The sequence below is a fragment of the Labrys sp. Lb11 genome (assembly GCF_057554225.1).
Window position 1 is genome coordinate 484442 of the sequence record NZ_BAAJOT010000004.1, and the last position, 23064, is coordinate 507505.

A 23064-nucleotide genomic window follows, 5' to 3' on the forward strand; every position below is an offset into this window, starting at 1 on the left:
GCCGCGCGATCCGTCAAGACTGTCGCCCGGCTGCCCCGGGCGGGGCCGTTCCGATGATTCCCGTCATGATACCCTCGCTCAGCAGCTATCGCCGCATCGTGGTCAAGATCGGCTCCTCGATCCTGATCGACAAGGCCAAGGGCCGGCCGCGGCACGACTGGCTGGCCTCGCTCGTCGACGACCTGGCGCGCCATGCCGGGCGCGGCGCCGACGTGCTGGTGGTGTCGTCGGGCGCCATCGCCCTCGGCCGCACCATCCTGAAGCTGCCGAAAGGGGCGCTGACGCTCGAGGCCAGCCAGGCGGCGGCCGCGGTCGGCCAGATCGCCCTCGCCCATGCCTGGGCCGACGCGCTCGGCCAGCGCAAGCTGACCGCGGCGCAGATCCTGGTGACCCTCAACGACACCGAGGAGCGGCGGCGCTACCTCAACGCCCGCAACACCATCGCCAAGCTGCTGGAGCTGAAGTGCGTGCCGGTCGTCAACGAGAACGACACGGTGGCGACCTCCGAGATCCGCTACGGCGACAATGACCGCCTGGCGGCCCGTGTCGCCACCATGGCCGCGGCGGACTGCCTGGTGCTGCTCTCCGACATCGACGGGCTCTACACCGCGCCGCCGAGCCGCGACCCCAACGCCCAGCTCATCCCGGTCGTGCCGCGGATCACCGCCGAGATCGAGGGCGTCGCCGGCGAAGCCGCCTCGGAATTGTCGCGCGGCGGCATGCGCACCAAGGTCGAGGCGGCCAAGATCGCGGTCGGCGGCGGCACGGCCATGGTGATCTCCTCCGGCCACATGCTCTCGCCGCTGGCGCATATCGAGAATGGCGGCCGCTGCACCTGGTTCCTGACCTCGTCGAACCCGGTCACCGCCCGCAAGAAGTGGATCGCCGGCCATCTGGAGCCGCGCGGGGCGCTGCATGTCGACGCCGGCGCGGCCAAGGCCCTGCGCGGCGGCGCCAGCCTGCTGCCGGCCGGGGTGGTGCGGGTCGAGGGCTCCTTCGCCCGCGGCGATGCGGTGGTGATCCGCGACCCCGCCGGCGCCGAGGTCGGCCGCGGCATCGTCGCCTACGACGTCGGCGACGCTGCCCAGATCGCCGGGCGCAGGAGCAAGGCGATCGAGGGCGTGCTCGGCTATCGCGGCCGCAGCGAGATGATCCACCGCGACGACATGACGCTGTTCGGCGGCATCGAGGCCTGACGGCGGGGGGCTCTTACAGGCCCTGCGGTGAAGTCCCGCTCTGGTGCGGGGCAAGAGCATCGCGAGCTGTTCAAACAGCATCTTGCCCCGGGGGGCAGAAGCTACGGCCTGTTGCTTGGGGGATAACATGGTGGCCGGCCTTCGGACGCCGGTCCGCGGGCAATGGATGGTATCGTGCCGGCAGGCCGGCTTCGGACCGGTCCGCCGGTGACGGCGCGGCAATAAAAAGCCCCTCTTCCGGACAGAAGAGGGGCTGGATTGAAGGCCGGGTCGCCGGCGGCGATGGTATCGCGAGTCAGGCCGCGTGCTTGCGGTTGGCGAGCAGCTTGCGGTTGACCAGGCATTCGGCGATCTGGATCGCATTCAGCGCCGCGCCCTTGCGCAGGTTGTCGGAGACGATCCACATCGCCAGGCCATTCTCGACCGTCGCGTCCTCGCGGATGCGCGAGATGTAGGTCGCGTCCTCGCCCGCCGCCTCGTAGGGCGTGATGTAGCCGCCGGGCTCGCGCTTGTCGATCACCAGGCAGCCCGGCGCGGAGCGCAGCACGTCGCGCGCCTCGTCGGCCGTCACCGGCTTCTCGAATTCGATGTTGACCGCCTCGGAATGGGCGACGAACACCGGCACGCGCACGCAGGTGGCGGAGAGCTTGATCTTCGGGTCGAGGATCTTCTTGGTCTCGACCATCATCTTCCACTCCTCCTTCGTGTACCCGTCCTCCATGAACACGTCGATGTGGGGGATCACGTTGAAGGCGATGCGCTTGGGGAACTTCTTCGCCTCGACCGGATCGGTGACGAAGACGGCGCGCGTCTGGGTGAAGAGCTCGTCCATCGCTTCCTTGCCGGCTCCGGAGACCGACTGGTAGGTCGAGACCACCACGCGCTTGATGCCGTAGAGGTCGTGCAGCGGCTTCAGCGCCACCACCAGCTGGGCCGTGGAGCAGTTCGGATTGGCGATGATGTTCCTCTTGGTGAAGCCGGCGATGGCGTCGGCGTTCACTTCCGGCACGATCAGCGGAACGTCCTGGTCGTAGCGCCAGGCCGAGGAATTGTCGATGACGACGCAGCCCTGCGCGCCGATCTTCGGCGACCATTCCTTGGACACCTCGCCGCCCGCCGACATCAGGCAGATGTCGGTGTCGGAGAAGTCGTAAGTGTCGAGGGCCTTGGTTTTCAGGATCGTGTCGCCATACGAAACTTCCGTACCCAGGCTGCGGCGCGAAGCAAGCGCCACGACCTCGTCGGCGGGGAACGCCCGCTCGGCCAGGATGTTCAGCATTTCGCGGCCCACATTGCCTGTGGCGCCGACGACGGCGACCTTGTAACCCACTGTCCTCTTCCTTTCGCACTCCAGCGTGCGTCCGCCCGCTGCACGATGCGCGGGCGCGTGGAAGTATCACTCATGCCGTCGTCTGGCAAATTCGAGGTCTGCGGCAACGGAACGTTAACGATCCTTGATCGGCGATGGTTAAGGCTGAGATCGGATTGCCGGCCGCCGGCAAGGAACGGGCAACCGCCGGCACGGCTTCATGATGCGCAGGACAGGCCGGATCAACGGCCGGGATGGTGTCATGACTTATCTCGCGGAGATGCGGGCCGCACTGGTGCATGCGCAGCTCGAACGGGCCGGCCCGGCGCGGACCGGGCGGCTGCGCCGGCACGGCTGGCAGCTGGCGGCGGCGATGGCCGGGCGCCTGTTCCGCGCCTGCTCCGCCCTGCGGGGCTGGTGCGCGGATGATCGGGGCGGGCGGATCGGCTTCACCGCATGGGCGGTCCGGCTCCGGCCGGCGAGGCTCGTCGTCCCGGACCGCATCCGGCGGCCGGCTCGGACCTGCCGGCGCCTGGCGCTGCATCTTGCCGCCGCTGGTGCCGGCGGACTGGCCGATGCAGCGGCTTCAGGCCTTGCCGACTTCGTGTGGAGGATGCGACGGATCGCCGCCGCCGTGATCCGACCCTTCAGCTTCGGCCTCGCCGTCTTGCGCCTTTGCGCCCGCAAGCGCGTCGCCGCGGGTATCGCCGCCGCCCTGACCCTTGCCGGTCTCGCCTGGGCGGCGATCCCGCATGCACGGCCCGCTGCCTCGGCGCCGCCGAGCTTCGGGACGACCTGGGAACAGGGATGGGTGGTGGTCGAGCGGCCGCTGGAACTGTTCGCGCTGCCGCTGCCGAACGGGATCGCGAGCCCGCGCTATGTCGGGGAGCGGCGCGTCGACGGCGATGCCCGGCGTGACACGCTGCGCGTCGGCTCGCTGGCGCAGGCCGGTCCGTTCATCGCCGTCTCGGTGCAGCGGCGCGTCACCGGCACGCCGCTCGACGTGGCGGGCGCCGCGGCGCGCCTGGCCGAGGCGTCCGTCGCCGGCACCGCGATGCCGCGGCCGATGCCGAGCAAGTTCGGCGCCTTCGCCGCCGTCGAGGTGGCGGCCGGCGGCCGGGCCTGCCTCGCCTTCAGCCGGCAGGTGCCGCATCTGGAGCTGGTCTTCGACGGCCTCTATTGCGGCAGCGCGGACGTCCCCGTCGATCGCCGCATGGCGCGATGCCTGGTGGACAGGCTGGCTCTGGTCGCCATGGGCGATGCGCGGCTGCGCGCCTTCTTCGCCGGAGCCGAGCGGCGGCGCGACTATTGCGGCGCCGGCGACCTTCGGGCCACCGGCGCCCGGCGCGCCTGGTTCGACAGCGGCGCTGTGCTGCCGAAGCTGCGCAGCAGCTTTGCCGCGCAATAGGACCGCGGGCTGCGGTCAGGCCCTGGCCATCGCCTCGACCACGGCCGCGCCCATCTCGCTGGTCGAGACCGAGTTCTTGCCGGGAGCGGCGATGTCGCGGGTGCGCAGGCCCTGGTCGAGCACCGCGGCGATGGCCCGGTCGAGCCGGTCGGCCGCCTCCGCAAGGCCGAAGGAGTAGCGCAGCGCCATGCCGAACGAGGCGAGGGTGGCGATCGGGTTGGCGAGGCCCTTGCCGGCGATGTCGGGCGCCGAGCCGTGCACGGGCTCGTACATCGCCTTGCGCTTGCCGGTCTTGGCGTCGGCCTCGCCCAGCGAGGCCGAGGGCAGCATGCCCAGCGAGCCGGTCAGCATGGCCGCGACGTCGGAGAGCATGTCACCGAACAGGTTGTCGCAGACGATGACGTCGAACTGCTTGGGCGTGCGCACCAGCTGCATGCCGCAATTGTCGGCGAGCATGTGCTCGAGGGTGATGCCCGGATATTCCGCCTTGTGGACGGCGGTCACCACCTGCTTCCACAGCACGCCGGACTTCATGACGTTGTGCTTTTCCGAGCTCGTCACCTTGTTGCGGCGCACCTTGGCGAGGTCGAAGGCGACGCGGGCGATGCGCTCGATCTCGAAGGTGGAATAGACCTGCGTGTCGACGGCGCGCTTCTGGCCGTTCTCCAGCGTGACGATCTCCTTGGGCTCGCCGAAATAGACGCCGCCGGTGAGCTCGCGCACGATCATGATGTCGAGGCCTTCGACCAGCTCGCGCTTGAGCGAGGATGCGTCGGCGAGGGCGGGATAGCACACGGCCGGGCGCAGATTGGCGAACAGGCCGAGATCCTTGCGCAGACGCAGGAGGCCGGCCTCGGGACGGGCCTCGTAAGGCACGTCGGCCCATTTCGGTCCGCCGACCGCGCCGAAGATCACCGCGTCCGCCGCCTGGGCCAGATCCATGGCCGCGTCGGAGATCGCCTTGCCGTGGGCGTCGTAGGCGCTGCCGCCGACCAGATCCTCCTCCGTCTCGAAGGAGGCGAGGCCGGACGTGTTGAGGAAGGCGACGAGGCGCTTCACCTCCGCCATCACTTCGACGCCGATGCCGTCGCCGGGCAGGAGCAGGAGCTTGTGGGTCGCCATGTCGTCACCTCTGGGGAATGCCGGACGCGATGCGGCGTCGCCCGCGGCCGGCGCCCATCCGCGGACGATGCCTTAGACGAGGGGGCTGGCCGGTGCAAGGCGCGCATCGGCCGGCGGTCAGGCCGTCGGATCGGCCAGATCCAGCGTCGCCCTCTTGCCGATATCGTCGAAGTGCTCGGCCAGGAAGCGCCGGCCCGCCTCCCGGCCCTTGTCCCGCAGCATCAGCAGGAAATCCCACTCGGCATTGAGCTTGGAGGAGGCGTCGAGGTTCTTGATCGTGCTGTCGACGGCGATGCGGTGCAGGCGCACGTCGCGGTACTCGTGCACGGTGAGCCGCCCCTTGGCGATCAGGTCCTTGATCGTCTTGATGGCGCGGAACTCGCTCAGCAGCGAGGCGTTGAAGGTGATCTCGTTCAGCCGGTTGGCGATGTCCACCACGCTGCGCGGCAGCTCGTCGCGATGGATCGGATTGATCTGAACGAGGAGGGTGTCGTCCGGCGTCGGCTTGTAGAACAGCGGGAAGATGGCCGGATTGCCCATGTAGCCGCCGTCCCAATAGGCCTCGCCGTCGACCATCACGGCCTGGAAGGTCTGCGGCAGGCAGGCCGAGGCCATCACCATGTCCGCGGTCAGCTCGTGGTTCTCGAAGACGCGGATGCGACCGGTGCGCACATTGGTGGCGGAGATGAACAGCTGGATGCCGGCCTCGCGGCGCACGCGGTCGAAATCGATGATCCCGGCCAGGAAGTCGCGCATCGGATTGAGGTTCAGCGGATTGAGCTCGTAGGGGCTGTACATCCGCAGCGACGTTTCCCACCACTGGGCGATCCAGGAGCGGTCGAGCGACCAGTCGCCCATCAGGCGCTGGAACAGGGTGCGCTGCAGCGGCGAGAATGCGCCCTCGCGGCTGACCTCGCGCCAGAACAGCTCGAGCTGGCGGCGGGCGCCGTCGCAGCCGCCCTCCAGATAGCCTTCGGCGCAGACCACGGCGTTCATCGCGCCGGCGCTGGTGCCGGTGATCGCCTTGACCTCGAGCCGGCCGTCCTCCAGCAGCGCGTCGAGCACGCCCCAGGTGAAGGCGCCGTGGGCGCCTCCGCCCTGCAGCGCCAGGTTGACGGGCTTCCTCGGCCTGGCCTTCACGCGGCCGTCCACCCGCCGTCCATGGACAGGTTCGCGCCGGTGATCTGGGAGGCGGCGTCCGTGCACAGGAACACGGCCAGGGCCGCGACCTGGTCGACGGTGACGAACTGCTTGGTCGGCTGGGCGGTGAGGAGCACGTCGTGCATGACCTGCTCGCGGGTCAGGTTGCGTGCCTTCATCGTGTCGGGGATCTGCGCCTCTACCAGCGGCGTCCAGACATAGCCGGGGCAGATCGAGTTGCAGGTGATGCCCTGCTCGGCCACCTCGAGCGCCACCGTCTTGGTCAGGCCGGCGATGCCGTGCTTGGCGGCGACGTAGGCGGACTTGAACGGCGAGGCGACGAGAGCATGCGCCGAGGCGGTGTTGATGATGCGGCCCCAGCCCGTCTTCTTCATGCCGGGCAGGGCCGCCTTGATGGCGTAGAACGAGGCGACGAGGTTGAGGCGGATGATCGCCTCCCACTTGTCGTCCGGAAACACGTCGATCGGGTCGACATGCTGGATGCCGGCGTTGTTGACCAGCACGTCCACGGTGCCGAAGGCGGCCTCGGCATCGGTGACCAGCTTGGTCACCTCGGCGCCGTTCATCAGGTTCGCGCCCGAGAACAGCACCTTGACGCCGAACTCGGCCTCGATGCCGGCCCGGGTCTTCTCGATCTCGGCGGCGTCGCCGAGCCCGTTCAGCATGATGTGCGCGCCCTCCTTGGCGAAGGCGCGCGCCATGGCGAGCCCGATGCCGGAGGTGGAGCCGGTGACGACGGCGGCCTTGTCTTTGAGCATGGAGGCATCCTCGTGTTGCACTGCATCATCTCCGCCCGTATCGTGGCAGCGGTGTGACAGGCGGGCGTGCGGCGGCGGTCAGGCGGTGCGCTCCACCGCCTCGATCAGCATGGCGAGATCCTGCGGGCGCGACAGGCGATGATCGCCGTCCTTGATCAGCGTGGTCGTCACCGCGTCGGCGTCGAGGCGCTCGACCAGCGCCATGGCATGCTGCCAGGGCACGTCCGGGTCGGCCATGCCCTGCAGGATGTGCACCGGGCAGGCGAGGGCGAGGCCGGCATCGAGCAGGAGGTGGCGCCGGCCCTCCTCGATCAGGGCCCGGGTGATCGGATAGGGCTCGTCCGAATAGGCCGACGGCCGCAGCCAGAAGCCGCGCTCCATTACCTCGCGTTTCACCGCCTCGGGAAATTCGGCCCACATCAGCCGTTCCGTGAAGTCGGCCGCCGGAGCGATCAGCACCAGGCCGGCGGGCGCCCTGGCCGTGCCGGCCAGGCGTCGGGCCGCCAGCAGGGCGATCCAGCCGCCCATCGAGGAGCCGACCAGGATCGACGGGCCGGCGGTCGCAGCCGCGATCACCGCCAGCGTTTCCTCCAGCCAGCGCCCGATCGTGCCGTCCTCGAAGCGTCCGCCCGATTCGCCGTGGCCGGAATAGTCCAGGCGCGTCACCGGCCGGCCGGTGCGGGCGCCCCATTCGGAGAGGTGGCTCGCCTTGGTCGCCAGCATGTCGGAGCGGAATCCGCCGAGCCAGACCACGCCCGGCCGCAGGGCGCCGGCCGCGCCCGGCTGGTGCCGCCAGGCGATGCGCCGCTGTTCCGCGCCTTCGCCGACATCGAGAAAATTGGGTTCGGACATGGAGGAGGTTTCCTCGGCCAGGGGGGCGTGCTTATAAGCGATGCCATGCCGGATGTTCCAGTCACCACAGCAGCATTTTCGGGCGCCGGTGCGGTCGGGGACCGCCGCGGCGCCCTCGAGTCCCTCGTCGGCGTCACGGTCCTGCAGCTCATACCGACCCTGGAGGAGGGCGGTGCCGAGCGCACCGCCATCGACATTGCCGCGGCGCTGGCGGATGCCGGCGCCCGCGCCCTCGTCGCCACCCAGGGCGGCCGGCTGGTCGGCGAGCTGCAGGCGCGAGGCGGCCTGTGGGTGCCGTTTCCGGCCGCCAGCAAGAATCCGCTGCGCATCTGGAGCAATGTCGGCCGGCTGATCCGCCTCGCGAACGAGGAGAACGTCGACATCATCCATGCCCGCTCGCGTGCCCCCGCCTGGTCGGGCTACTGGGCGTCCCGGCGCCTGCGCGTGCCGTTCGTCACCACCTATCACGGCGCCTACTCGGCGACGAACAGCCTGAAGCAGCGCTACAACTCGATCATGGCCCGGGGCGACGCCGTCATCGCCAACTCGCACTTTACCGCCCGGGCGATCATCGAGGCGTGGCCGGAGGCGGCCCCGCGCCTGCGCGTGATCCATCGCGGCACCGACCTTTCGGTCTTCAGCCCGGCGGCGGTGTCGCATGACCGGGTCGAGGCGCTCCGCCAGCTCTGGGGCGTGGCGCCGCATCAGCGCATCGTGCTGCTGCCCGGCCGCCTCACCGGCTGGAAGGGCCAGCGCGTGCTGATCGAGGCTGCGGCCATCCTGGTCGGCCAGGGCCGGCAGGACACGGCCTTCGTGCTGGCGGGCGACCATCAGGGGCGGGACGGCTATGTCGCCGCGCTCGATGCCATGGTGGTGGAGAAGGGGCTGGTCGGGCTGGTGCGCCGCGTCGGCCATTGCTCGGACATGCCGGCCGCCTATCTGGCTTCGGCCGCTGCCGCGATTCCCTCCACCAGCCCCGAAGCCTTCGGCCGCACGGCGGTGGAGGCGCAGGCCATGGGCTGCCCGGTGATCGTCGCCGATCATGGCGCAACGCCCGAAACCGTGCTGGCCCCGCCCGACACACCCTCGCTGGTGCGCACCGGCTGGCGCGTGCCGCCCGGGGACCCCGCTGCCCTGGCCGAGGCGCTGGCCGAAGCTCTCGACCTCGGCGCCTCGGCCCGCGACGCCCTGGCGCTGCGGGCGCGGGCCCATGTGGAGCAGCACTTTTCGCTGGAGGCGATGAGCCGGGCGACGCTCGCCGTCTATGCGGAGGTCCTGGCGGCCGGCATGTAGGGCGTTCCGGCGCCCGGACGAGCCTGGTGGCCCACCCCCGGTCGACAGGGTGGGACCGCGGGTGGCGACCGCCTCGGCTCGACGCCCGCCGCCGGCGGAAGGTCCACCTCCCGCAAGGAGCGCGACGATCACCCCACGCCTATGCTATCCATCGCCCTCCGATTGACCGCTCCTGACGGATGGAATGTCTCTTCTCGACGATACGACGATGGTGGTTCTCGGCCTGCTCGCCGTGGTCTTCCTGGTTCTCGCCAACGGATTCTTCGTGGCGGCCGAATTCGCGCTGGTGGCGGTCCGGCGCAGCCGGGTCGCGGAACTGGTCGCCGAGGGACGATCGAACGCCAGGGGGCTGCAGCGCGCCACCGAGCGGCTCGACGCCTATCTCGCCGCCTGCCAGTTCGGCATCACCATCTCGTCCCTCGGCCTGGGCTGGCTCGGCGAGCCGGCGCTGGCGCGCGTCATCGAGCCTCTGCTGTCGTGGCTGCCGGGCAACCTTCCCGCCGCCGGCGCCCACACCATCGCGGTGATCATCGCCTTCACCATCATCACGGCGATGCACATCGTGTTCGGCGAGCTGGCGCCCAAGAGCCTGGCTTTGCAGCGCAGCGAGAGGACCTCGCTGGCCGTGGTCCGCCCCCTCGGCTGGTTCCTCGCCGTCTTCCGCCCGGCGATCGCCTCGCTCAACTGGCTCGGCAACCAGACGCTGCGCCTCGCCGGCCTGCAACCCGGCGCGGGCGAGGAATCGCTGCATTCGGCCGAGGAGCTGAAGATGCTGGTCGCCGCCAGCCACCAGGCGGGCCTGCTCAAGCAGACCCAGCACGAGGTGGTCGAGCGCATCTTCAACATCGGCGAGCGGCCGATCGGCGATTTCATGACGCCGCGGCCGGACATTCACTGGATCGATGCCGACGACCCGCTGGACGTGACGCTGAAGGCGATTCGCGACTGCCCGCACGAGCAGTTGCTGGTCGGGCGGGGCGAGTCCGACAACGTCGTCGGCATGATGCTCAAGCGCGACCTGCTCGACCAGGCCCTCGACGGCAAGCAGTTCGATCCGATGGCGATGCTGCGCCAGCCGCTGGTCCTGTACGAGTCGATCCCGGTCCTCAGCGTGCTGGAGCATTTCAAGGCCCAGCCGGTGCGGATGGCGATCGTGGTCGACGAATACGGCGCCCTGCAGGGGCTCGTCACCCAGACCGATCTGCTCGAGGCCCTGGCCGGCGACATCGCCGATGCCGGCGATCCCTCGCCGGAAGTGGCGGTGCGCGAGGACGGCTCATTGCTGGTCGACGGCGGCATGAGCGCCGTGGAGGCCTTCGCGCGGCTGCAGATCTCCGACTGGCCGAAGGACGAGGATTTCCACACCATCGCCGGCTTCGTGCTCAGCCGCCTGGCCCGCATGCCGGAGGAGGGCGACCATGTCTCATGGGCGGGCTGGCGATTCGAGGTGGTCGACATGGACGGCCGGCGCATCGACAAGCTCCTGGTGTCGCGCCTGCCGGCCGCCGCGTGAGCCCCGGTGCTGGTGATTCAATCGCCTCCGACGGCATTCCGAATGCAGGATTCTGCGACGGTTCGAGCTCGACCCGTTGACTTCGGGCCGCTTCGCGCCAATCTTGTTCGATCCGGCGCGCCGCGAGCGTGAGCCCTTTTGCGCGCCATACGAGACAACAGCGAAACGGCACAGGAGACCACAGCCATTCGTCGCCCGATGAGGACCGCAGCGCCGGTCGTGAAAGACGGTCCGCGCACCAACGAGGAGATCCGAAACCGCGAAGTCATGCTGATCGATCAAGACGGCCAGAACCGCGGGATCACTGAGACGAGGACCGCGATCGCCATGGCTTTCGAGGCCGGGCTCGATCTGGTCGAGGTGGCGGCCAATGCCGAGCCGCCCGTCTGCAAGATCATGGACTACGGCAAGTTCAAGTTCAACGAACAGAAGAAGGCTGCCGAGGCCCGCAAGAACCAGAAGACCGTCGAGATCAAGGAGATCAAGCTCCGGCCGGCGATCGACGACCATGACTACGACGTCAAGATGAAGGCGATGAAGCGCTTCTTCGAGGAAGGCGACAAGGTCAAGGTGACGTTGCGCTTCCGCGGGCGCGAGATGGCGCACCAGGAGATCGGCTACCGCCTGCTCAACCGGGTCAAGGACGACACCGGGACGATCGCCAAGGTCGAATCCGATGCCGCGCTCGAAGGCCGGCAGATGGTGATGGTGCTGGCGCCTCGCTGAGGCGCCGGTTGCGGCATGCCGATGCCGCTTTTGCGCCTTCGTGGCGCCTTGCTGCGCGTGGACAACAGCCGTTCTGCCGCAGCGGTGTCGTATGATCAGATCCCGATCCCTCGTTCGCCTCGGCGTCGCGTTGTGCGCGGCGCTGGGCTTGGTCTATGGCGCCAGCCGGATCGTGCCGCGCTGGTTCCCGCAGTTCGCCCGGCCGCTCTGGGGCAGGCTCGGCCAGCCGCTCGCCGCCGAGGTGCCCCCGGGCCTGGCCGACCTGCCGGTGGTGATGGTGGACGGCCACGACCCGCACGGCCCGATCGCCATCCTGCTGTCGGGCAACGGCGGCTGGTGGGGCTTGGGCGACCGGCTGGCACGTGATTTCGCCCGGGCCGGCGTCACCACCGTCGGCCTCAACAGCCTCGCCTATTTCATCTGGCGCCGCACGCCCGAGGAGACCGCCGCCGTCATCGAGCGCATGGTCGCGGTCTTCCCGCCCGACCGGCCGCTGATCCTGGTCGGCTATTCCTTCGGCGCCGACGTGGCGGCGACGGTGTTCGCCGACCTTGCCCCGGCCACCCGGGCCCGGGTGCGTCTGGTGTCGCTGATCGGGCTGTCGCGCATCGCCGACTATGCCGTCGGCTTCTGGAAGATGGCGGCCGCACACCGTCGGACGATGCCGGCGATCGCCGGCATCGACGGGCCCAGGATCCAGTGCATCCAGGGCGCCGACGAAGGCCGGCGCTCGGCCTGCGACCTGCTCGATCCCCTGCGGGTCGAGATCGTCACCCTGCCCGGCGGCCATCATTTCGACGGCGATTATGACGGGGTGGCGCGGCGCGTGCTGGCCGGGGTGCCGAGCCCGGTTTCCAATCCGTAGGCGGACGGGAATTCACCGCGGGTCTTCCGGCGTGCTATGCCGCTCACGCACTGGAATGAGCCCATGACCTCCTCCCTCGCCGGCAAGCGCATCCTGCTCGTCATCGGCGGCGGCATCGCCGCCTACAAGGCCCTGGATCTGATTCGCCGCCTGCGGGAACGCGGCGCGCGCGTGCGGGCGATCCTGACCCGGGCGGCCCAGGAGTTCGTCACGCCGCTCTCCGTCGCCGCCCTCACCGGCGACAAGGCGTTCACCGACCTGTTCTCCCTCACCGACGAGGTGGAGATGGGACACATCCAGCTCTCGCGCGACGCCGATCTGCTGGTCGTCGCCCCGGCCACCGCCGACCTGATGGCGAAGATGGCGCAGGGACGGGCGGACGACCTTGCCTCCACCACCCTGCTGGCCACCGACAAGAAGGTGCTGATCGCTCCCGCCATGAATGTGCGGATGTGGCTGCATCCGGCCACCGTCCGCAACCGCGCGGTGCTGGCGGCGGATGGCGTGGCCCTGGTCGGCCCGAACGAGGGCGAGATGGCTTGCGGCGAGTTCGGCCCCGGACGCATGGCCGAGCCGCTGGAGATCGTCGCGGCGGTCGAGGCGGCTCTCGCCGGCGACACCGCGATTCCGCTGCCGGGCGCCGGGCCGTCCGCGCCGCAGCCGCTTGCCGGCCGGCATGTGCTGGTGACGGCGGGGCCGACCCATGAGCCGATCGATCCCGTCCGCTTCATCGCCAACCGCTCCTCCGGCAAGCAGGGCTACGCCATTGCCGCCGCCGCGGCGGCGGCCGGGGCGCGGGTGACGCTGGTGTCCGGCCCGGTGACGATCGCCCCGCCCCCGGGGGTGCGCACCGTCGCGGTCGAGACGGCGCGCGAGATGCTGGAGGCGGTGCGCCAGGCCATGCCGGCCGACATCGCCGTCTTCGCCGCGGCGGTGGCCGACTGGCGCGTGGCCGCAGCCGGAACCGAGAAGATCAAGAAGGGCGCCGGCGGCGCGCCGCAACTCGCGCTGGTGGAGAACCCCGACATCCTGGCGACCATCGCCCGGGAGCCGGCGGGACGCCCGCCGCTGGTCGTCGGCTTTGCCGCGGAGACCGAGAAGGTCATCGAGCATGCCAAGGCCAAGCTCGCGCGCAAGGGCGCCGACCTGATCGTCGCCAACGACGTCTCCGCCGGCAGCGGCGTGATGGGCGGCGACCGCAACACCGTGCACCTGGTGACGGCCGACGGCGTCGAGAGCTGGTCGGAGATGGACAAGGCGGCGGTGGCGCGGGCGCTGGTCGAGCGCATGGCCCGGCTCGTCGCGCGGCCGTGACGGCGCCCGTCCCGCCGCGGTCCTGAAATCCTGCAAGATCCCCACCCTCAACCGCTGGTGCGCCCATGCTGTCCCTTCCGATCGTCAAGCTTTCCCATGCCGCGGACCTGCCTCTGCCCGCCTATCAGAGCGAGGGCGCCGCCGGCATGGATCTGATGGCGGCGCTGGGGGGGGAAGCCCTGGTGCTCGCGCCGTTCGGCCGGGCCCTCGTGCCGACGGGGCTGGTGTTCCAAATTCCACAGAGCTATGAAGGACAAGTGCGTCCCCGCTCCGGACTGGCTGTGAAAAGCGGCATCACCGTCTTGAACGCCCCGGGTACGGTCGACGCCGATTATCGCGGCGAGGTGAAGGTCTCGCTGATCAATCTCGGATCGGAGCCGTTCGTCGTGACGCACGGCATGCGGATCGCGCAGCTGGTGATCGCGCCGGTCACGCGGGTCGCGCCGGTCGAGGCGGTAGCCGTGGACGAGACGACGCGTGGGGCGGGCGGCTTCGGTTCGACGGGGACCGCCGCCTCATAGGGGAGAGGCCCGGGTATGCAGCTTCTGTCGCGCCGTTCGATGCTGGGCATCGCCGCCGTGGTCGATATCGCCCACCATGCCCGCCCTGCGCCCGTGGCCGCCAAGGCGCTCGCCGCCCGGCACGCCCTGCCGCCGCGGCATCTGGAGACCCTGCTGCAGGCCCTGGTCCGCCACGGCATCCTCAAGGGCGTGCGCGGCCCGCGCGGCGGCTATGAGCTTGCCCGGGAGCGGCGGCGCATCACCGCCGGCGACGTCGTCCGCGCCGCCATGACAGCGGCCGCTCTCGACGACGAGCCGGCTCCGTCCTCGCGCCTGGTCGATCATGTGATCGGTCCTGCCGTCGGCCGCGCGTCCGACGCCTTCCTGGCCGAGCTCGACCGGATCACCGTCGACGATCTCGTCCGCGACGCCGAGGGCAAGGGCGTGTTCGGCGGCGCGCCGGTCGGCATCGACTTCGCCATCTGAGGCTCGTCAATTTTGGAATGTGTTTTGACGTAAATATCGAATAATTATGTAAATAATGCCTGCTTCCCTTCAACCACGCAATCGGGAATGAACGCCATGGTCGCTTCCGCGCAGCCCTCCAACACCGCGACGGCGCATGCGCCGGGCCGCGGACGCGTCTATCAGTCGATCACCGAGACGATCGGCGACACGCCGCTGGTCCAGCTCAACCGGCTGGCCAAGGCCCGCAACGTCAAGGCCCGCATCCTGGCCAAGCTGGAGTTCTTCAACCCGATCTCCAGCGTCAAGGACCGCATCGGCGTCAGCATGATCGACGCGCTGGAGCAGTCCGGCGCCGTCACCGCCGAGACCGTGCTGGTCGAGCCGACCTCGGGCAACACCGGCATCGCGCTCGCCTTCGTCGCCGCCGCGCGCGGGTATCGGCTGATCCTGGTGATGCCGGAATCCATGTCGATCGAGCGCCGCAAGATGCTGGCCCTGCTCGGCGCCGAGCTGGTGCTGACCCCCGCTTCCCAGGGCATGCGCGGCGCCGTCGCCAAGGCCGAGGAGATCGTCAAGGAATTGCCGAACGCGGTGATCCCGCAGCAGTTCCGCAACCCGGCCAATCCCGAGATCCACCGCAAGACCACGGCGGAGGAGATCTGGAACGACACCAACGGCGATATCGACTATTTCGTCTCCGGCGTCGGCACCGGCGGCACCATCACCGGCGTCGGCCAGGTGCTGAAGCCGCGCAAGCCCAGCCTCCGGATCGTCGCGGTGGAGCCGGAGGACTCGCCGGTGCTGTCCGGCGGCCAGCCCGGCCCGCACAAGATCCAGGGCATCGGCGCCGGCTTCATCCCCGAGGTGCTCGACCGCTCGATCATCGACGACATCATCACCGTCGGCAACCAGACCGCCTTCGACACCGCCCGCCTGCTGGCCCGTGTCGAGGGGATTCCCGGCGGCATCTCCTCCGGTGCCGCCGTCGCGGCCGCGCTCGAACTGGCGGCGCGGCCGGGCATGGACGGCAAATCGATCGTGGTGATCCTCCCCTCCTTCGCCGAGCGCTACATTTCGAGCGCCCTGTTCGAGGGGCTGTAGGAGCGCGGTGCGACAGGCGGGGGCTCCCCGCCCGACTTTGTCCCAATTTCGGGATGGCGGAGCCGGAAGGGACGGGGGCGGCTAGAGCAAAGCGCGTTTTGGTGGAAACGCGCTTTGCTCCAACTCCTTGTTTCGACGCGTCTTTGCGACTTGACGCGAGTCCGTCAAATCGCAAAACGCTTTAGGCAACCCTGGCGCCCCCTTTCCGGGACATCCCGGTCAGCCAGCCCTTTGTGCGAAGGGTTTCAAAGGCGATGTCGATCTGCCTGGGCGAGAAGCGCCTCTTGCGATCGTTCCAGGCATGGACCTTGGTTGTCACTTCATCGGGGCCGGTTGCGTTCTCCCGGCTCGCAACCCAGTGGACGCTCGCAAGCAATTCGAGACCGAATGGCGTCTCGAATCCCTCGACCAGCTCACCGACACGATCGAAGCGGCCGACCGTGTCCTGCTTCCCGGCCAGGAAGGCCTCGGCGTCATTGACGGCGCCGGGGACCAGTTCCAGCGTCTTGTCGGGCGCGTCGCCCCCGTCATCATAGCCCGCGATGAGGTGCCCTTCGACGGCTCGCAGAACGTGGCGCAAGTTCTCCGCATATGGTCCGTATGGAGCCTTGGCGTATTGCAACTGCAGCGGCTCGCCCGCCTCCTGCATGAAGTACATGAGCTTGTGCAGTTCGAGGAGCGTCACGAACGGGTCCATGAGCCCGCCCAGATAGCGATGCATGAGCATGACGAGGGCGGCCCGGCCAGGGGTCATCTTCGGAACGTCCCGCGACTTCGTCTCGACCGGGGCACCGTTGGGTTCGAAGATCGTGACGTCGAGATCATCGATGCCGCGCAGCGCGTGGACGATGCGTGGGCGGACGTCCGTCCAGTCGAGGCCGCCCAGGCCGCTGCCGAGAGGCGGTATGGCAATCGAGCGAATACCGCGATTGTGGATCACCTCGACGAGCGCCTTGAGCCCGGCCTCGATGTCCTCCATCCGGCTCTTGCCGCGCCAGTGCCGTTTGGTCGGGAAATTGATGATGTACCGAGGATTGGTAAGCGTACCTGTCTCGAACACGAGCATCCTGCCCGGCTGCACCTCTTCGCGCCTGCAGGCGATTTCGTATGCCTTGAAGTTCTCCGGAAACGCATTCTTAAACTGAAGGGCAATGCCGCGGCCCATGACGCCGACACAGTTGACCGTGTTGACGAGCGCTTCCGCGTCCGCCCTGAAGATATCACCGGTCCTGAATTCGATCATCGCCATCCCTTCAGTAATACCAGTCTCTTCTGATTTCGATCACTGGCCTGTGCGCCGCATTTTGCATCGCGCTGGAAACTCTCGGCACCATCGCCTGGGAGTGAACGCCGATGCGCCCTACGAGGTGCCAGGGAAACGACTGCTGCACGAGAAACTCGGCCTGCTTGCCTTCTTTCACGTCCGCCGACCGAAAATCCCTCGCCGCGACGGCGTCCCAATTGATCTGGTCCAATTGGTCCAGTCGCGCACGGAACTGCGCATAGAACGCTCCAGCGTTCGAAAGTGAGAAGGCCCAGTGCCGCCCATTCGCGGCCGCCCATTGGACGGCCTGATGCAGATCGGCTTCGAGATGGACAATCGGCTCCTGACCACCCCGATAGCTCAGTTCGGGATGGTTCTTGCAATGGATTACAAACAGCATGACCGAACGTGGACAAAAATAGAACGGGACGCATTCGCCCACGTTCGTACCGTTGTGGCAGGATATCGGCAGGCGGAGTCGCCGCTGCTTGATGCTGCCCATGCCAATGATGGTTCCGCCTTGACGCTGAAGCATGACCGAATCCGGCGACAGACCGTCGTCTGCGACGATCGAGGCAAGATTGTCGACGTGAACGATGTGGTAGATTTGGGGGCGCTTCGGAACGGACATCGTCAGGCGGCCCTACGGCCATACCACCCGGAGGCCTTGTGTCGCTCCTCGATCAGTTCCGCAAACCGGTCGAGAAACCGACGCATGCCATCGACCGCGATGACGGTGCCCCAAGATTCCTCGAACTTAAGGTTGGCCATGGAACGGCGCATGACGTCGAGAATAGGTTCAGTTGGCACGCCCATCAGGCTGCGGCCTCCTCCAGATCGGTATTGCCGATAGGCCCATTGGCATTCTCGTCATCGACCGTTTCGTCTACTGTTCTGGTCTCGACGGACGTCGTCCGGGCGCAGCATGCCCGAAAGGGATTGCGCTTGCCAAGCGATCCGGCCGGCACGGTTCGGCACTTCGCGCGGCGAGCGCCGTCTCGCCGCCCGTCAGGTTCGGATGACGTCGAGCTCAGGGGGCGGGCCGGCCGGGCGGCCCCGCAGATCAGGCCGCGGGCCGGCGCAGCCGCACCACCTCGACGCCGGCCATGGCGCCCGGAACCGCCCGGGGCTTCTCGACGCGCACCCGCACGGCCAGGACGTGGTCCAGGGCCAGGCACAGATCGGCGAGCCGCTCGACGAAGGTCTCGATCAGGTCGACATGGCTTTCCGCCAGCGTGCGGACGTGCCGGGCGACGACGGTGTAGTCGACGGTGCGGTGGATGTCGTCGTCGCCGAAGCGGTCCTGGTCGAGCGTCATCTCGACGTCGACGACGAGCGGCTGCTTCACGCCCTTCTCATGGGCGTAATAGCCGATATGCGCATCCACGGTGAGGGCGCGCAGGAAGACGCGGCTGGCGGCGACGGGTTCGATCATCGCCCGCAGATGCCACCGTCAGCCGGCCGGCGCAACAGCCGAATCGCCGCGTCCTGTCGCCGCCGCGCCGTTCAGCGGATTGTCGGGATCCCAGCCGTAGCGCGTCTCGGCGAAGCGCATGGCGCGGGCGTCGATATGGATGAGCCGGCCGACCAGGCTTTCGCCGAAGCCGACGATCTCGCGAATCGCTTCCAGCGCCATCATCGAGCCGAGCACGCCGGCAAGCGCCCCGAGCACGCCGGCCTCGGCGCAGCTCGGCACCGTGCCTGGCGGCGGCCGCTCCGGGAAGAGGCAGCGCCATGTCGGGTTCGGCCGGCCATCGGCGCCGGCCTCATGGGCGCGGATGGTGGTGAGCGTCGCGTCGAACACCCCGAGCGCGCCCGTGATCAGGGGGCGTCGGGCAAAGAAGCAGGCATCGGACACGGCATAGCGCGTGTCGAAATTGTCGGAGCCGTCGAGCACGAGGTCATAGCGGCCGATCAGCGCCTGGGCATTGCCGGCGTCGAGGCGGACGGCATGGGCCTCGACCGCGACATGCGGGTTGAGAGCGGTGACGGCATCGCCGGCGCTGTCGGTCTTCGGGCGTCCGATATCCGCGGTCCGGTGGATCACCTGCCGCTGCAGGTTGGACAGCGACACCGTGTCGTCGTCGGCGATGCCCAGCGTGCCGACCCCGGCGGCGGCGAGATAGAGCAGAGCCGGCGCGCCGAGCCCGCCGGCGCCGACCACCAGGATGCGGGCGCGGGCCAGCGCCTGCTGGCCGGGGCCGCCGACCTCGCGCATGACGATGTGGCGGGCATAGCGTTCGAGTTCGTCGGGGGAGAAGGCCATGGCGTCAAGATAGAGGTTCGGCGCGTCCGGTGAAAGGCCGGGGCGGCCGCCGGGACATGCGCGGCGCGTCCGGCCGCCGCGAGTTTCTGGGCATCGCCGGACCGGACCTCTGGGCGCGGCGGAGAATCCCGCTTAATCTGCCGCCATGTCGTCCGATGCCCCGCTCTACGATGTCGCCGTGATCGGCGGCGGCCTCGCCGGATGCGCCGTGTTGCGGGCGCTGACGCTCGGCGGCCTCTCCTGTGTCCTGCTGGAGCGCGGCGGCGACCTGCTCTCGGGAGCGAGCAAGGGCAATTCCGCCATCCTGCACACCGGCTTCGACGCCCCGCCCGGCAGCCTGGAAGTCCGGCTGATGCAGGCCGGGCGGGCCGAGTACCTCGCCATCCGCGAGCGCATGAACCTGCCCCTGCTGGAGACCGGCGCCATCCTCGCCGCCTGGAGCGAGGCGGAGACGCAGCGGCTGCCGGGCATCGCCGACCAGGCGCGCCGCAACGGCGTGCACGGGGTGCGGCCGCTGGCGCGCGAGGAGATTTTCGAGCGCGCGCCGCACCTGGCGACCGGCGTGGCCGGCGCGCTGCTGGTGCCGGGCGAGCATCTGATCGACCCCTGGTCGGCTCCCCATGCCTATGCGCTGCAGGCGGTGCTGAACGGGGCGACGGTCCTGCGCCGGGCCGAGGTGCACGGGGCGCGGCGCGCCGGCGACGCCTGGAGCCTCGAGACCGGCAGGGGCCTCGTCCGGGCTCGCCTCGTCGTCAACTGCGCCGGCAATTTCGGCGACCGGGTCGAGGCGCTGCACCGCGCCAGCCCCTTCTCCATCCGGCCGCGCAAGGGCCAGTTCGTGGTGTTCGACAAGACGGCGCGCCGCTTCCTCTCCACCATCGTGCTGCCGGTACCGAACGAGCGCACCAAGGGCGTGGTGGTGACGCCGAGCATCTTCGGCAATGTCCTGGTCGGCCCGACCGCCGAGGAGCAGGAGGAGCGCGAGACCGGCACGGTGGAGCGCGCCGCGCTGGAGGCGCTGATCGCCGAGGCCTGGCGGATCGTGCCGGCCCTGCGCGAGGAGCCGGTCACCGCCACCTATGCCGGCATCCGCCCGGCGACGCAGTTCAAGGACTTCTATATCGAGGCCCTGCCGGAAGAGCGCTGGATCGTCGTCGGCGGCATCCGGTCGACAGGCCTCACCGCCGCGCTCGGCATCGGGCGGCATGTGGCCGAGCTGGTGGCCGCGCATTTCGCGGCGCCGAGGCCGCTGCCCGATCCGGTCTGGCCCCGCATGCCGAACCTCGCCGAGCACCTGCCGCGCGACCACCAGCGCCCCGGGCGTGGCGATCTCGTCTGCCTGTGCGAATATGTCACCGCCGACGAGATCGAGGCCGCGCTGGCCGGGCCGCTGCCGGCCGGCGACCTCGGCGGCCTGAAGCGCCGCACCCGGGCGATGATGGGCCGATGCCAGGGCTTTAACTGCCTGGCGCGGATCTGCTCGCTGGCGGAAGGGCGGCTGGGGGATGTGGCGGAGGCGCCCCATGCGGCATGAATCGGCCGATGTCGCCATCATCGGCGGCGGCCCGACCGGTCTGTCGGCGGCCGTCGAACTCGCCCGGGCCGGGCTGCGGCCCGTGGTGCTCGAGCGCGAGGCCGAGGCGGGCGGCATGCCGCGCCATTGCGGCCATGGTGGCTTCGGCATGCTGGATTTCCATCGCTTCTGGACCGGCCCGCGCTACGCCGCGATGCTGCGGCAGGCGACCGAGGGGCTCGACCGGCGCACCGGTCATGTCGTGACGGCGCTGGGGCCGGGCGGAATCGCCGAGGTCAGCGGCCCGGACGGGCCCTATCGCCTCGAGGCCCGGCGCCTGCTCCTCGCCACCGGCGTGCGCGAGGGCACGCGCGCCGCGCGCCTCGTCTCCGGCTCGCGGCCCTTCGGTGTCCTCACCACCGGCGCGCTGCAGCGCTTCGTCTATCTCGAAGGCCGCACGCCCTGTCGTGCCCCGGTGATCGTCGGCACCGAGCTCGTGTCGTTCTCAGCCCTGCTGACTCTGCGCCATGTCGGCGTCAAGCCGCTCAGGATCGTCGGCGAAGCGCGGCGGGCCGTGGCGCCCTGGCCCGTGGCTCCCGGCGCCAGCCTGGTCTTCGGCGTGCCGGTGCAACTCGGCGTCCGCGTCGAGGCGATCCATGGCCGGGAGCGGGTCGACGGCGTCAGCCTGCGCCATGCCGAGGGGCGCCTCGAGGAGATCGCCTGCGACGCGGTGATCTTCACCGCCGGCTGGGTGCCGGAGGCTTCGCTGGCACGGGCGGCCGGCCTCGCCTTCGGCCCCAGGGGCGGCCCGGCCGTATCGGGCGATTTCCGCACCAGCGATGCCGCAGTCTATGCCGCCGGCAATGTGCTGCGCGGCGTTCGCAGCTCCGGCGGCTGCGCCCTGGAGGGCCGGGCGGCGGCGCGGGCGATCGCGCGCGAACTTCGGGGAGAGACGTCATGAAGGTCCTGTCCATCGACCAGGGCACCACCTCGACCAAGGCGCATCTCCTGTTCGACGACGGCCGCTTCGAGACGGTCGGCGGCATCGCCCATCAGCAGTATTTTCCGGGGCCCGGCCTGGTCGAGCACGATGCGTCGGAGATCGCCGGTGCGATCGATGCGCTGATCGATCGGGCGATCGCCGCCCACGGCGTGCCGGATGCCGTCGCCCTCGCCAACCAGGGCGAGACCGTCGTCGCCTGGGACCGCGACAGCGGCCGACCGCTGCACCGGGCGATCGTCTGGCAGGACCAGCGCACCCAGCCGCTGCTCGACGGCTTCGACGCCGCCCGGCGGGCGTTGGTGGCCGAGCGGGCCGGCCTGCCGCTCGACGCCTATTTCTCCGCCTCCAAGCTCGCCTGGCTGTTGCGCGAGGTGCCGGAGGCGGCGGGGCTTGCCGGCGCCGGCAGGCTCGGCCTGGCGACCTCGGATGCCTTCCTGCTCGAGCGGCTGGCCGGTTGCTATGCGACGGACGTCACCACGGCCTCGCGCACCAGCCTGATGGATCTCGATGCGCGGCGCTGGGACGGCGAACTCGCGGCGCTGTTCGGCGTGCCGCCGGACCTGCTGCCGCCGATCCTGCCCAGCGCCGGCCGGTTCGGCACCGTTCGGCGCGGCGGCGCCGAGATGCCGCTCACGGCGAGCCTCGTCGACCAGCAGGCGGCGCTCTACGGCCATGGCTGCCGCAGTTCCGGCGACGCCAAGATCACCTTCGGCACCGGCACCTTCGCCCTGGCCGTCAGCGGCCCGGCGTCGGTGCGCGGCCGAGAGGGGCTGGTGCCGACCGTGGCCTGGCAGCTGCCCGGCGAGGCGGCGCTCTACGCCCTCGATGCCGGCGACTTCACCGCCGCCGCCGCCATCGGCTGGGGCCGGACGCTCGGCCTGCCGATGGACGGCGCCCTCGGGGCCGGACCGTCGGCGCTGGAGCGCGGCCTCGTCTTCGTGCCGGCGCTGGCGGGCCTGGCCGCGCCGCACTGGGATCGCGGCGCGGCGGGCCTGTTCATCGGCCTGCGCCAGGACACCGCGCCCGCCGACATGGCCCGCGCCGTCTGGGAAGGCATCGCCCTGCGCGCCGTCGAGCTGCTCGAGGCGCTGACCGGTCCCGACGCCTCGGGCGCCGTCTCGCTCGACGGCGGCCTCAGCCATGACGATGGCTTCGTCCAGTTCCTGGCCGACGCCCTGGGCCGCCCGGCTCGCCGGCGCGCCAGCGCCGACCTCACGGCGCTGGGTGCCGCCATGCTGGGCTTCGTCGGCCTGGGGGCCGAGCCGCCGCCGGTCCCGGCCGGGGGGGATCGCCTGGTCGAACCCTCCGCCGCCGGCGCGGCGATTCGCCAGGCAAGGCCGGTGTTCACCCGGGCTATCGAGCGTTCGAAAGGCTGGTTCGGGGCGGACGCACAGGTCTCGCCTTCGTCGTCGCGGCCGCTATGATCCCTTTC

At 69.9% G+C, this 23064-nt stretch carries 23 protein-coding genes; 13 read left to right on the forward strand and 10 right to left on the reverse strand.

Annotation, left to right across the window (positions count from 1 at the left end):
* Positions 1-65: 65 nt before the first annotated feature.
* The gene (gene proB / locus AC27L4_RS16835) at positions 66-1196 is read left to right on the forward strand and encodes a glutamate 5-kinase (protein WP_487143382.1); all 1131 of its coding nucleotides are present in this window, start codon (positions 66-68) and stop codon (positions 1194-1196) included.
* A 295-nt stretch (positions 1197-1491) separates the two neighbouring features.
* Here proB and AC27L4_RS16840 read toward each other — a convergent pair whose 3' ends face one another.
* A complete protein-coding gene (locus tag AC27L4_RS16840) occupies positions 1492-2526 on the reverse strand; it encodes an aspartate-semialdehyde dehydrogenase (protein ID WP_487143383.1) in 1035 nt (344 codons plus the stop codon).
* Positions 2527-2767: 241 nt separating this feature from the next.
* Between AC27L4_RS16840 and AC27L4_RS16845 the strand changes: the two genes are divergently transcribed.
* The gene (locus tag AC27L4_RS16845) at positions 2768-3913 is read left to right on the forward strand and encodes a hypothetical protein (protein ID WP_487143384.1); all 1146 of its coding nucleotides are present in this window, start codon (positions 2768-2770) and stop codon (positions 3911-3913) included.
* A 15-nt stretch (positions 3914-3928) separates the two neighbouring features.
* On the opposite strand, the gene leuB is transcribed toward AC27L4_RS16845, so the two are convergent.
* The 4 genes from leuB to AC27L4_RS16865 form a co-directional block, all read right to left on the reverse strand.
* Positions 3929-5035, reverse strand: a complete 1107-nt coding sequence (gene leuB / locus AC27L4_RS16850; protein ID WP_487143385.1) for a 3-isopropylmalate dehydrogenase — start codon at positions 5033-5035, stop codon at positions 3929-3931.
* A gap of 117 nt (positions 5036-5152) precedes the next feature.
* Positions 5153-6175 carry a patatin-like phospholipase family protein gene (locus AC27L4_RS16855; protein WP_487143386.1) on the reverse strand — a complete coding sequence of 341 codons (1023 nt, stop codon included), beginning with the start codon at positions 6173-6175 and terminating at the stop codon, positions 5153-5155.
* Positions 6172-6954 carry a 3-hydroxybutyrate dehydrogenase gene (locus tag AC27L4_RS16860; RefSeq protein ID WP_487143387.1) on the reverse strand — a complete coding sequence of 261 codons (783 nt, stop codon included), beginning with the start codon at positions 6952-6954 and terminating at the stop codon, positions 6172-6174. The genes AC27L4_RS16855 and AC27L4_RS16860 overlap by 4 nt, the downstream gene beginning before the upstream one ends.
* A 78-nt stretch (positions 6955-7032) precedes the next feature.
* On the reverse strand, positions 7033-7806 hold the full coding sequence (locus AC27L4_RS16865; protein WP_487143388.1) for an alpha/beta hydrolase: 774 nt from the start codon (positions 7804-7806) through the stop codon (positions 7033-7035).
* Between the two features lie 45 nt (positions 7807-7851).
* Between AC27L4_RS16865 and AC27L4_RS16870 the strand changes: the two genes are divergently transcribed.
* The 8 genes from AC27L4_RS16870 to cysK all read left to right on the forward strand — a co-directional run bounded on the left by AC27L4_RS16870 (position 7852) and on the right by cysK (position 15586).
* The gene (locus AC27L4_RS16870) at positions 7852-9099 is read left to right on the forward strand and encodes a glycosyltransferase family 4 protein (protein WP_487143389.1); all 1248 of its coding nucleotides are present in this window, start codon (positions 7852-7854) and stop codon (positions 9097-9099) included.
* 184 nt (positions 9100-9283) lie between these two features.
* On the forward strand, positions 9284-10612 hold the full coding sequence (locus tag AC27L4_RS16875) for a hemolysin family protein (RefSeq protein WP_487143390.1): 1329 nt from the start codon (positions 9284-9286) through the stop codon (positions 10610-10612).
* 186 nt (positions 10613-10798) lie between these two features.
* On the forward strand, positions 10799-11338 hold the full coding sequence (gene infC / locus AC27L4_RS16880) for a translation initiation factor IF-3 (protein WP_487143825.1): 540 nt from the start codon (positions 10799-10801) through the stop codon (positions 11336-11338).
* 91 nt (positions 11339-11429) lie between these two features.
* A complete protein-coding gene (locus AC27L4_RS16885) occupies positions 11430-12203 on the forward strand; it encodes an AcvB/VirJ family lysyl-phosphatidylglycerol hydrolase (protein WP_487143391.1) in 774 nt (257 codons plus the stop codon).
* A 63-nt stretch (positions 12204-12266) separates the two neighbouring features.
* Positions 12267-13517, forward strand: coding sequence for a bifunctional phosphopantothenoylcysteine decarboxylase/phosphopantothenate--cysteine ligase CoaBC (coaBC, locus tag AC27L4_RS16890; RefSeq protein WP_487143392.1), 1251 nt, complete (start codon positions 12267-12269; stop codon positions 13515-13517).
* A 65-nt stretch (positions 13518-13582) separates the two neighbouring features.
* Positions 13583-14038, forward strand: coding sequence for a dUTP diphosphatase (dut, locus tag AC27L4_RS16895; protein WP_487143393.1), 456 nt, complete (start codon positions 13583-13585; stop codon positions 14036-14038).
* Positions 14039-14053: 15 nt separating this feature from the next.
* On the forward strand, positions 14054-14503 hold the full coding sequence (locus tag AC27L4_RS16900; protein ID WP_487143394.1) for an RrF2 family transcriptional regulator: 450 nt from the start codon (positions 14054-14056) through the stop codon (positions 14501-14503).
* Between the two features lie 96 nt (positions 14504-14599).
* Positions 14600-15586 (forward strand): cysteine synthase A, encoded by a 987-nt coding sequence (gene cysK, locus AC27L4_RS16905; protein WP_487143395.1) that lies wholly within the window; start codon positions 14600-14602, stop codon positions 15584-15586.
* A 181-nt stretch (positions 15587-15767) separates the two neighbouring features.
* Here cysK and darG read toward each other — a convergent pair whose 3' ends face one another.
* From darG to AC27L4_RS16930, 5 genes are all read right to left on the reverse strand, one after another.
* Entirely contained in the window at positions 15768-16829 is a 1062-nt protein-coding gene (gene darG, locus AC27L4_RS16910; protein WP_487143396.1) for a type II toxin-antitoxin system antitoxin DNA ADP-ribosyl glycohydrolase DarG, read from the reverse strand.
* Between the two features lie 10 nt (positions 16830-16839).
* Positions 16840-17481, reverse strand: coding sequence for a type II toxin-antitoxin system toxin DNA ADP-ribosyl transferase DarT (darT, locus tag AC27L4_RS16915; protein WP_487143397.1), 642 nt, complete (start codon positions 17479-17481; stop codon positions 16840-16842).
* 2 nt (positions 17482-17483) lie between these two features.
* Positions 17484-17666, reverse strand: coding sequence for a hypothetical protein (locus tag AC27L4_RS16920; protein WP_487143398.1), 183 nt, complete (start codon positions 17664-17666; stop codon positions 17484-17486).
* A gap of 247 nt (positions 17667-17913) precedes the next feature.
* On the reverse strand, positions 17914-18285 hold the full coding sequence (folB, locus tag AC27L4_RS16925) for a dihydroneopterin aldolase (RefSeq protein ID WP_487143399.1): 372 nt from the start codon (positions 18283-18285) through the stop codon (positions 17914-17916).
* Positions 18286-18303: 18 nt separating this feature from the next.
* Positions 18304-19116 (reverse strand): HesA/MoeB/ThiF family protein, encoded by an 813-nt coding sequence (locus tag AC27L4_RS16930; protein WP_487143400.1) that lies wholly within the window; start codon positions 19114-19116, stop codon positions 18304-18306.
* A 145-nt stretch (positions 19117-19261) separates the two neighbouring features.
* On the opposite strand from AC27L4_RS16930, the gene AC27L4_RS16935 reads away from it, so the two are divergent.
* Genes AC27L4_RS16935 through AC27L4_RS16945 form a run of 3 tightly spaced genes read left to right on the forward strand, consistent with a single transcriptional unit; the run spans position 19262 to position 23056 of the window.
* Positions 19262-20650, forward strand: a complete 1389-nt coding sequence (locus tag AC27L4_RS16935) for an NAD(P)/FAD-dependent oxidoreductase (RefSeq protein WP_487143401.1) — start codon at positions 19262-19264, stop codon at positions 20648-20650.
* Positions 20640-21590 carry an NAD(P)/FAD-dependent oxidoreductase gene (locus tag AC27L4_RS16940; protein WP_487143402.1) on the forward strand — a complete coding sequence of 317 codons (951 nt, stop codon included), beginning with the start codon at positions 20640-20642 and terminating at the stop codon, positions 21588-21590. Before AC27L4_RS16935 ends, AC27L4_RS16940 begins: the two co-directional genes overlap by 11 nt.
* The gene (locus tag AC27L4_RS16945; RefSeq protein WP_487143403.1) at positions 21587-23056 is read left to right on the forward strand and encodes an FGGY family carbohydrate kinase; all 1470 of its coding nucleotides are present in this window, start codon (positions 21587-21589) and stop codon (positions 23054-23056) included. Before AC27L4_RS16940 ends, AC27L4_RS16945 begins: the two co-directional genes overlap by 4 nt.
* Positions 23057-23064 lie beyond the last annotated feature (8 nt).

What these genes read in the sequence shown, in the direction of transcription:
- darT (WP_487143397.1), bottom strand. Translation starts at nt 17,481, where the DNA reads ATGTCCGTTCCGAAGCGCCCCCAAATCTACCACATCGTTCACGTCGAC.
- AC27L4_RS16920 (WP_487143398.1), bottom strand. Translation starts at nt 17,666, where the DNA reads ATGGGCGTGCCAACTGAACCTATTCTCGACGTCATGCGCCGTTCCATG.
- AC27L4_RS16940 (WP_487143402.1), top strand. Translation starts at nt 20,640, where the DNA reads ATGCGGCATGAATCGGCCGATGTCGCCATCATCGGCGGCGGCCCGACC.
- darG (WP_487143396.1), bottom strand. Translation starts at nt 16,829, where the DNA reads ATGATCGAATTCAGGACCGGTGATATCTTCAGGGCGGACGCGGAAGCG.
- AC27L4_RS16930 (WP_487143400.1), bottom strand. Translation starts at nt 19,116, where the DNA reads ATGGCCTTCTCCCCCGACGAACTCGAACGCTATGCCCGCCACATCGTC.
- AC27L4_RS16885 (WP_487143391.1), top strand. Translation starts at nt 11,430, where the DNA reads ATGATCAGATCCCGATCCCTCGTTCGCCTCGGCGTCGCGTTGTGCGCG.
- leuB (WP_487143385.1), bottom strand. Translation starts at nt 5,035, where the DNA reads ATGGCGACCCACAAGCTCCTGCTCCTGCCCGGCGACGGCATCGGCGTC.
- cysK (WP_487143395.1), top strand. Translation starts at nt 14,600, where the DNA reads ATGGTCGCTTCCGCGCAGCCCTCCAACACCGCGACGGCGCATGCGCCG.
- AC27L4_RS16875 (WP_487143390.1), top strand. Translation starts at nt 9,284, where the DNA reads ATGTCTCTTCTCGACGATACGACGATGGTGGTTCTCGGCCTGCTCGCC.
- proB (WP_487143382.1), top strand. Translation starts at nt 66, where the DNA reads ATGATACCCTCGCTCAGCAGCTATCGCCGCATCGTGGTCAAGATCGGC.
- AC27L4_RS16865 (WP_487143388.1), bottom strand. Translation starts at nt 7,806, where the DNA reads ATGTCCGAACCCAATTTTCTCGATGTCGGCGAAGGCGCGGAACAGCGG.
- AC27L4_RS16870 (WP_487143389.1), top strand. Translation starts at nt 7,852, where the DNA reads ATGCCGGATGTTCCAGTCACCACAGCAGCATTTTCGGGCGCCGGTGCG.
- coaBC (WP_487143392.1), top strand. Translation starts at nt 12,267, where the DNA reads ATGACCTCCTCCCTCGCCGGCAAGCGCATCCTGCTCGTCATCGGCGGC.
- AC27L4_RS16860 (WP_487143387.1), bottom strand. Translation starts at nt 6,954, where the DNA reads ATGCTCAAAGACAAGGCCGCCGTCGTCACCGGCTCCACCTCCGGCATC.
- AC27L4_RS16845 (WP_487143384.1), top strand. Translation starts at nt 2,768, where the DNA reads ATGACTTATCTCGCGGAGATGCGGGCCGCACTGGTGCATGCGCAGCTC.
- dut (WP_487143393.1), top strand. Translation starts at nt 13,583, where the DNA reads ATGCTGTCCCTTCCGATCGTCAAGCTTTCCCATGCCGCGGACCTGCCT.
- AC27L4_RS16900 (WP_487143394.1), top strand. Translation starts at nt 14,054, where the DNA reads ATGCAGCTTCTGTCGCGCCGTTCGATGCTGGGCATCGCCGCCGTGGTC.
- AC27L4_RS16945 (WP_487143403.1), top strand. Translation starts at nt 21,587, where the DNA reads ATGAAGGTCCTGTCCATCGACCAGGGCACCACCTCGACCAAGGCGCAT.
- folB (WP_487143399.1), bottom strand. Translation starts at nt 18,285, where the DNA reads ATGATCGAACCCGTCGCCGCCAGCCGCGTCTTCCTGCGCGCCCTCACC.
- AC27L4_RS16935 (WP_487143401.1), top strand. Translation starts at nt 19,262, where the DNA reads ATGTCGTCCGATGCCCCGCTCTACGATGTCGCCGTGATCGGCGGCGGC.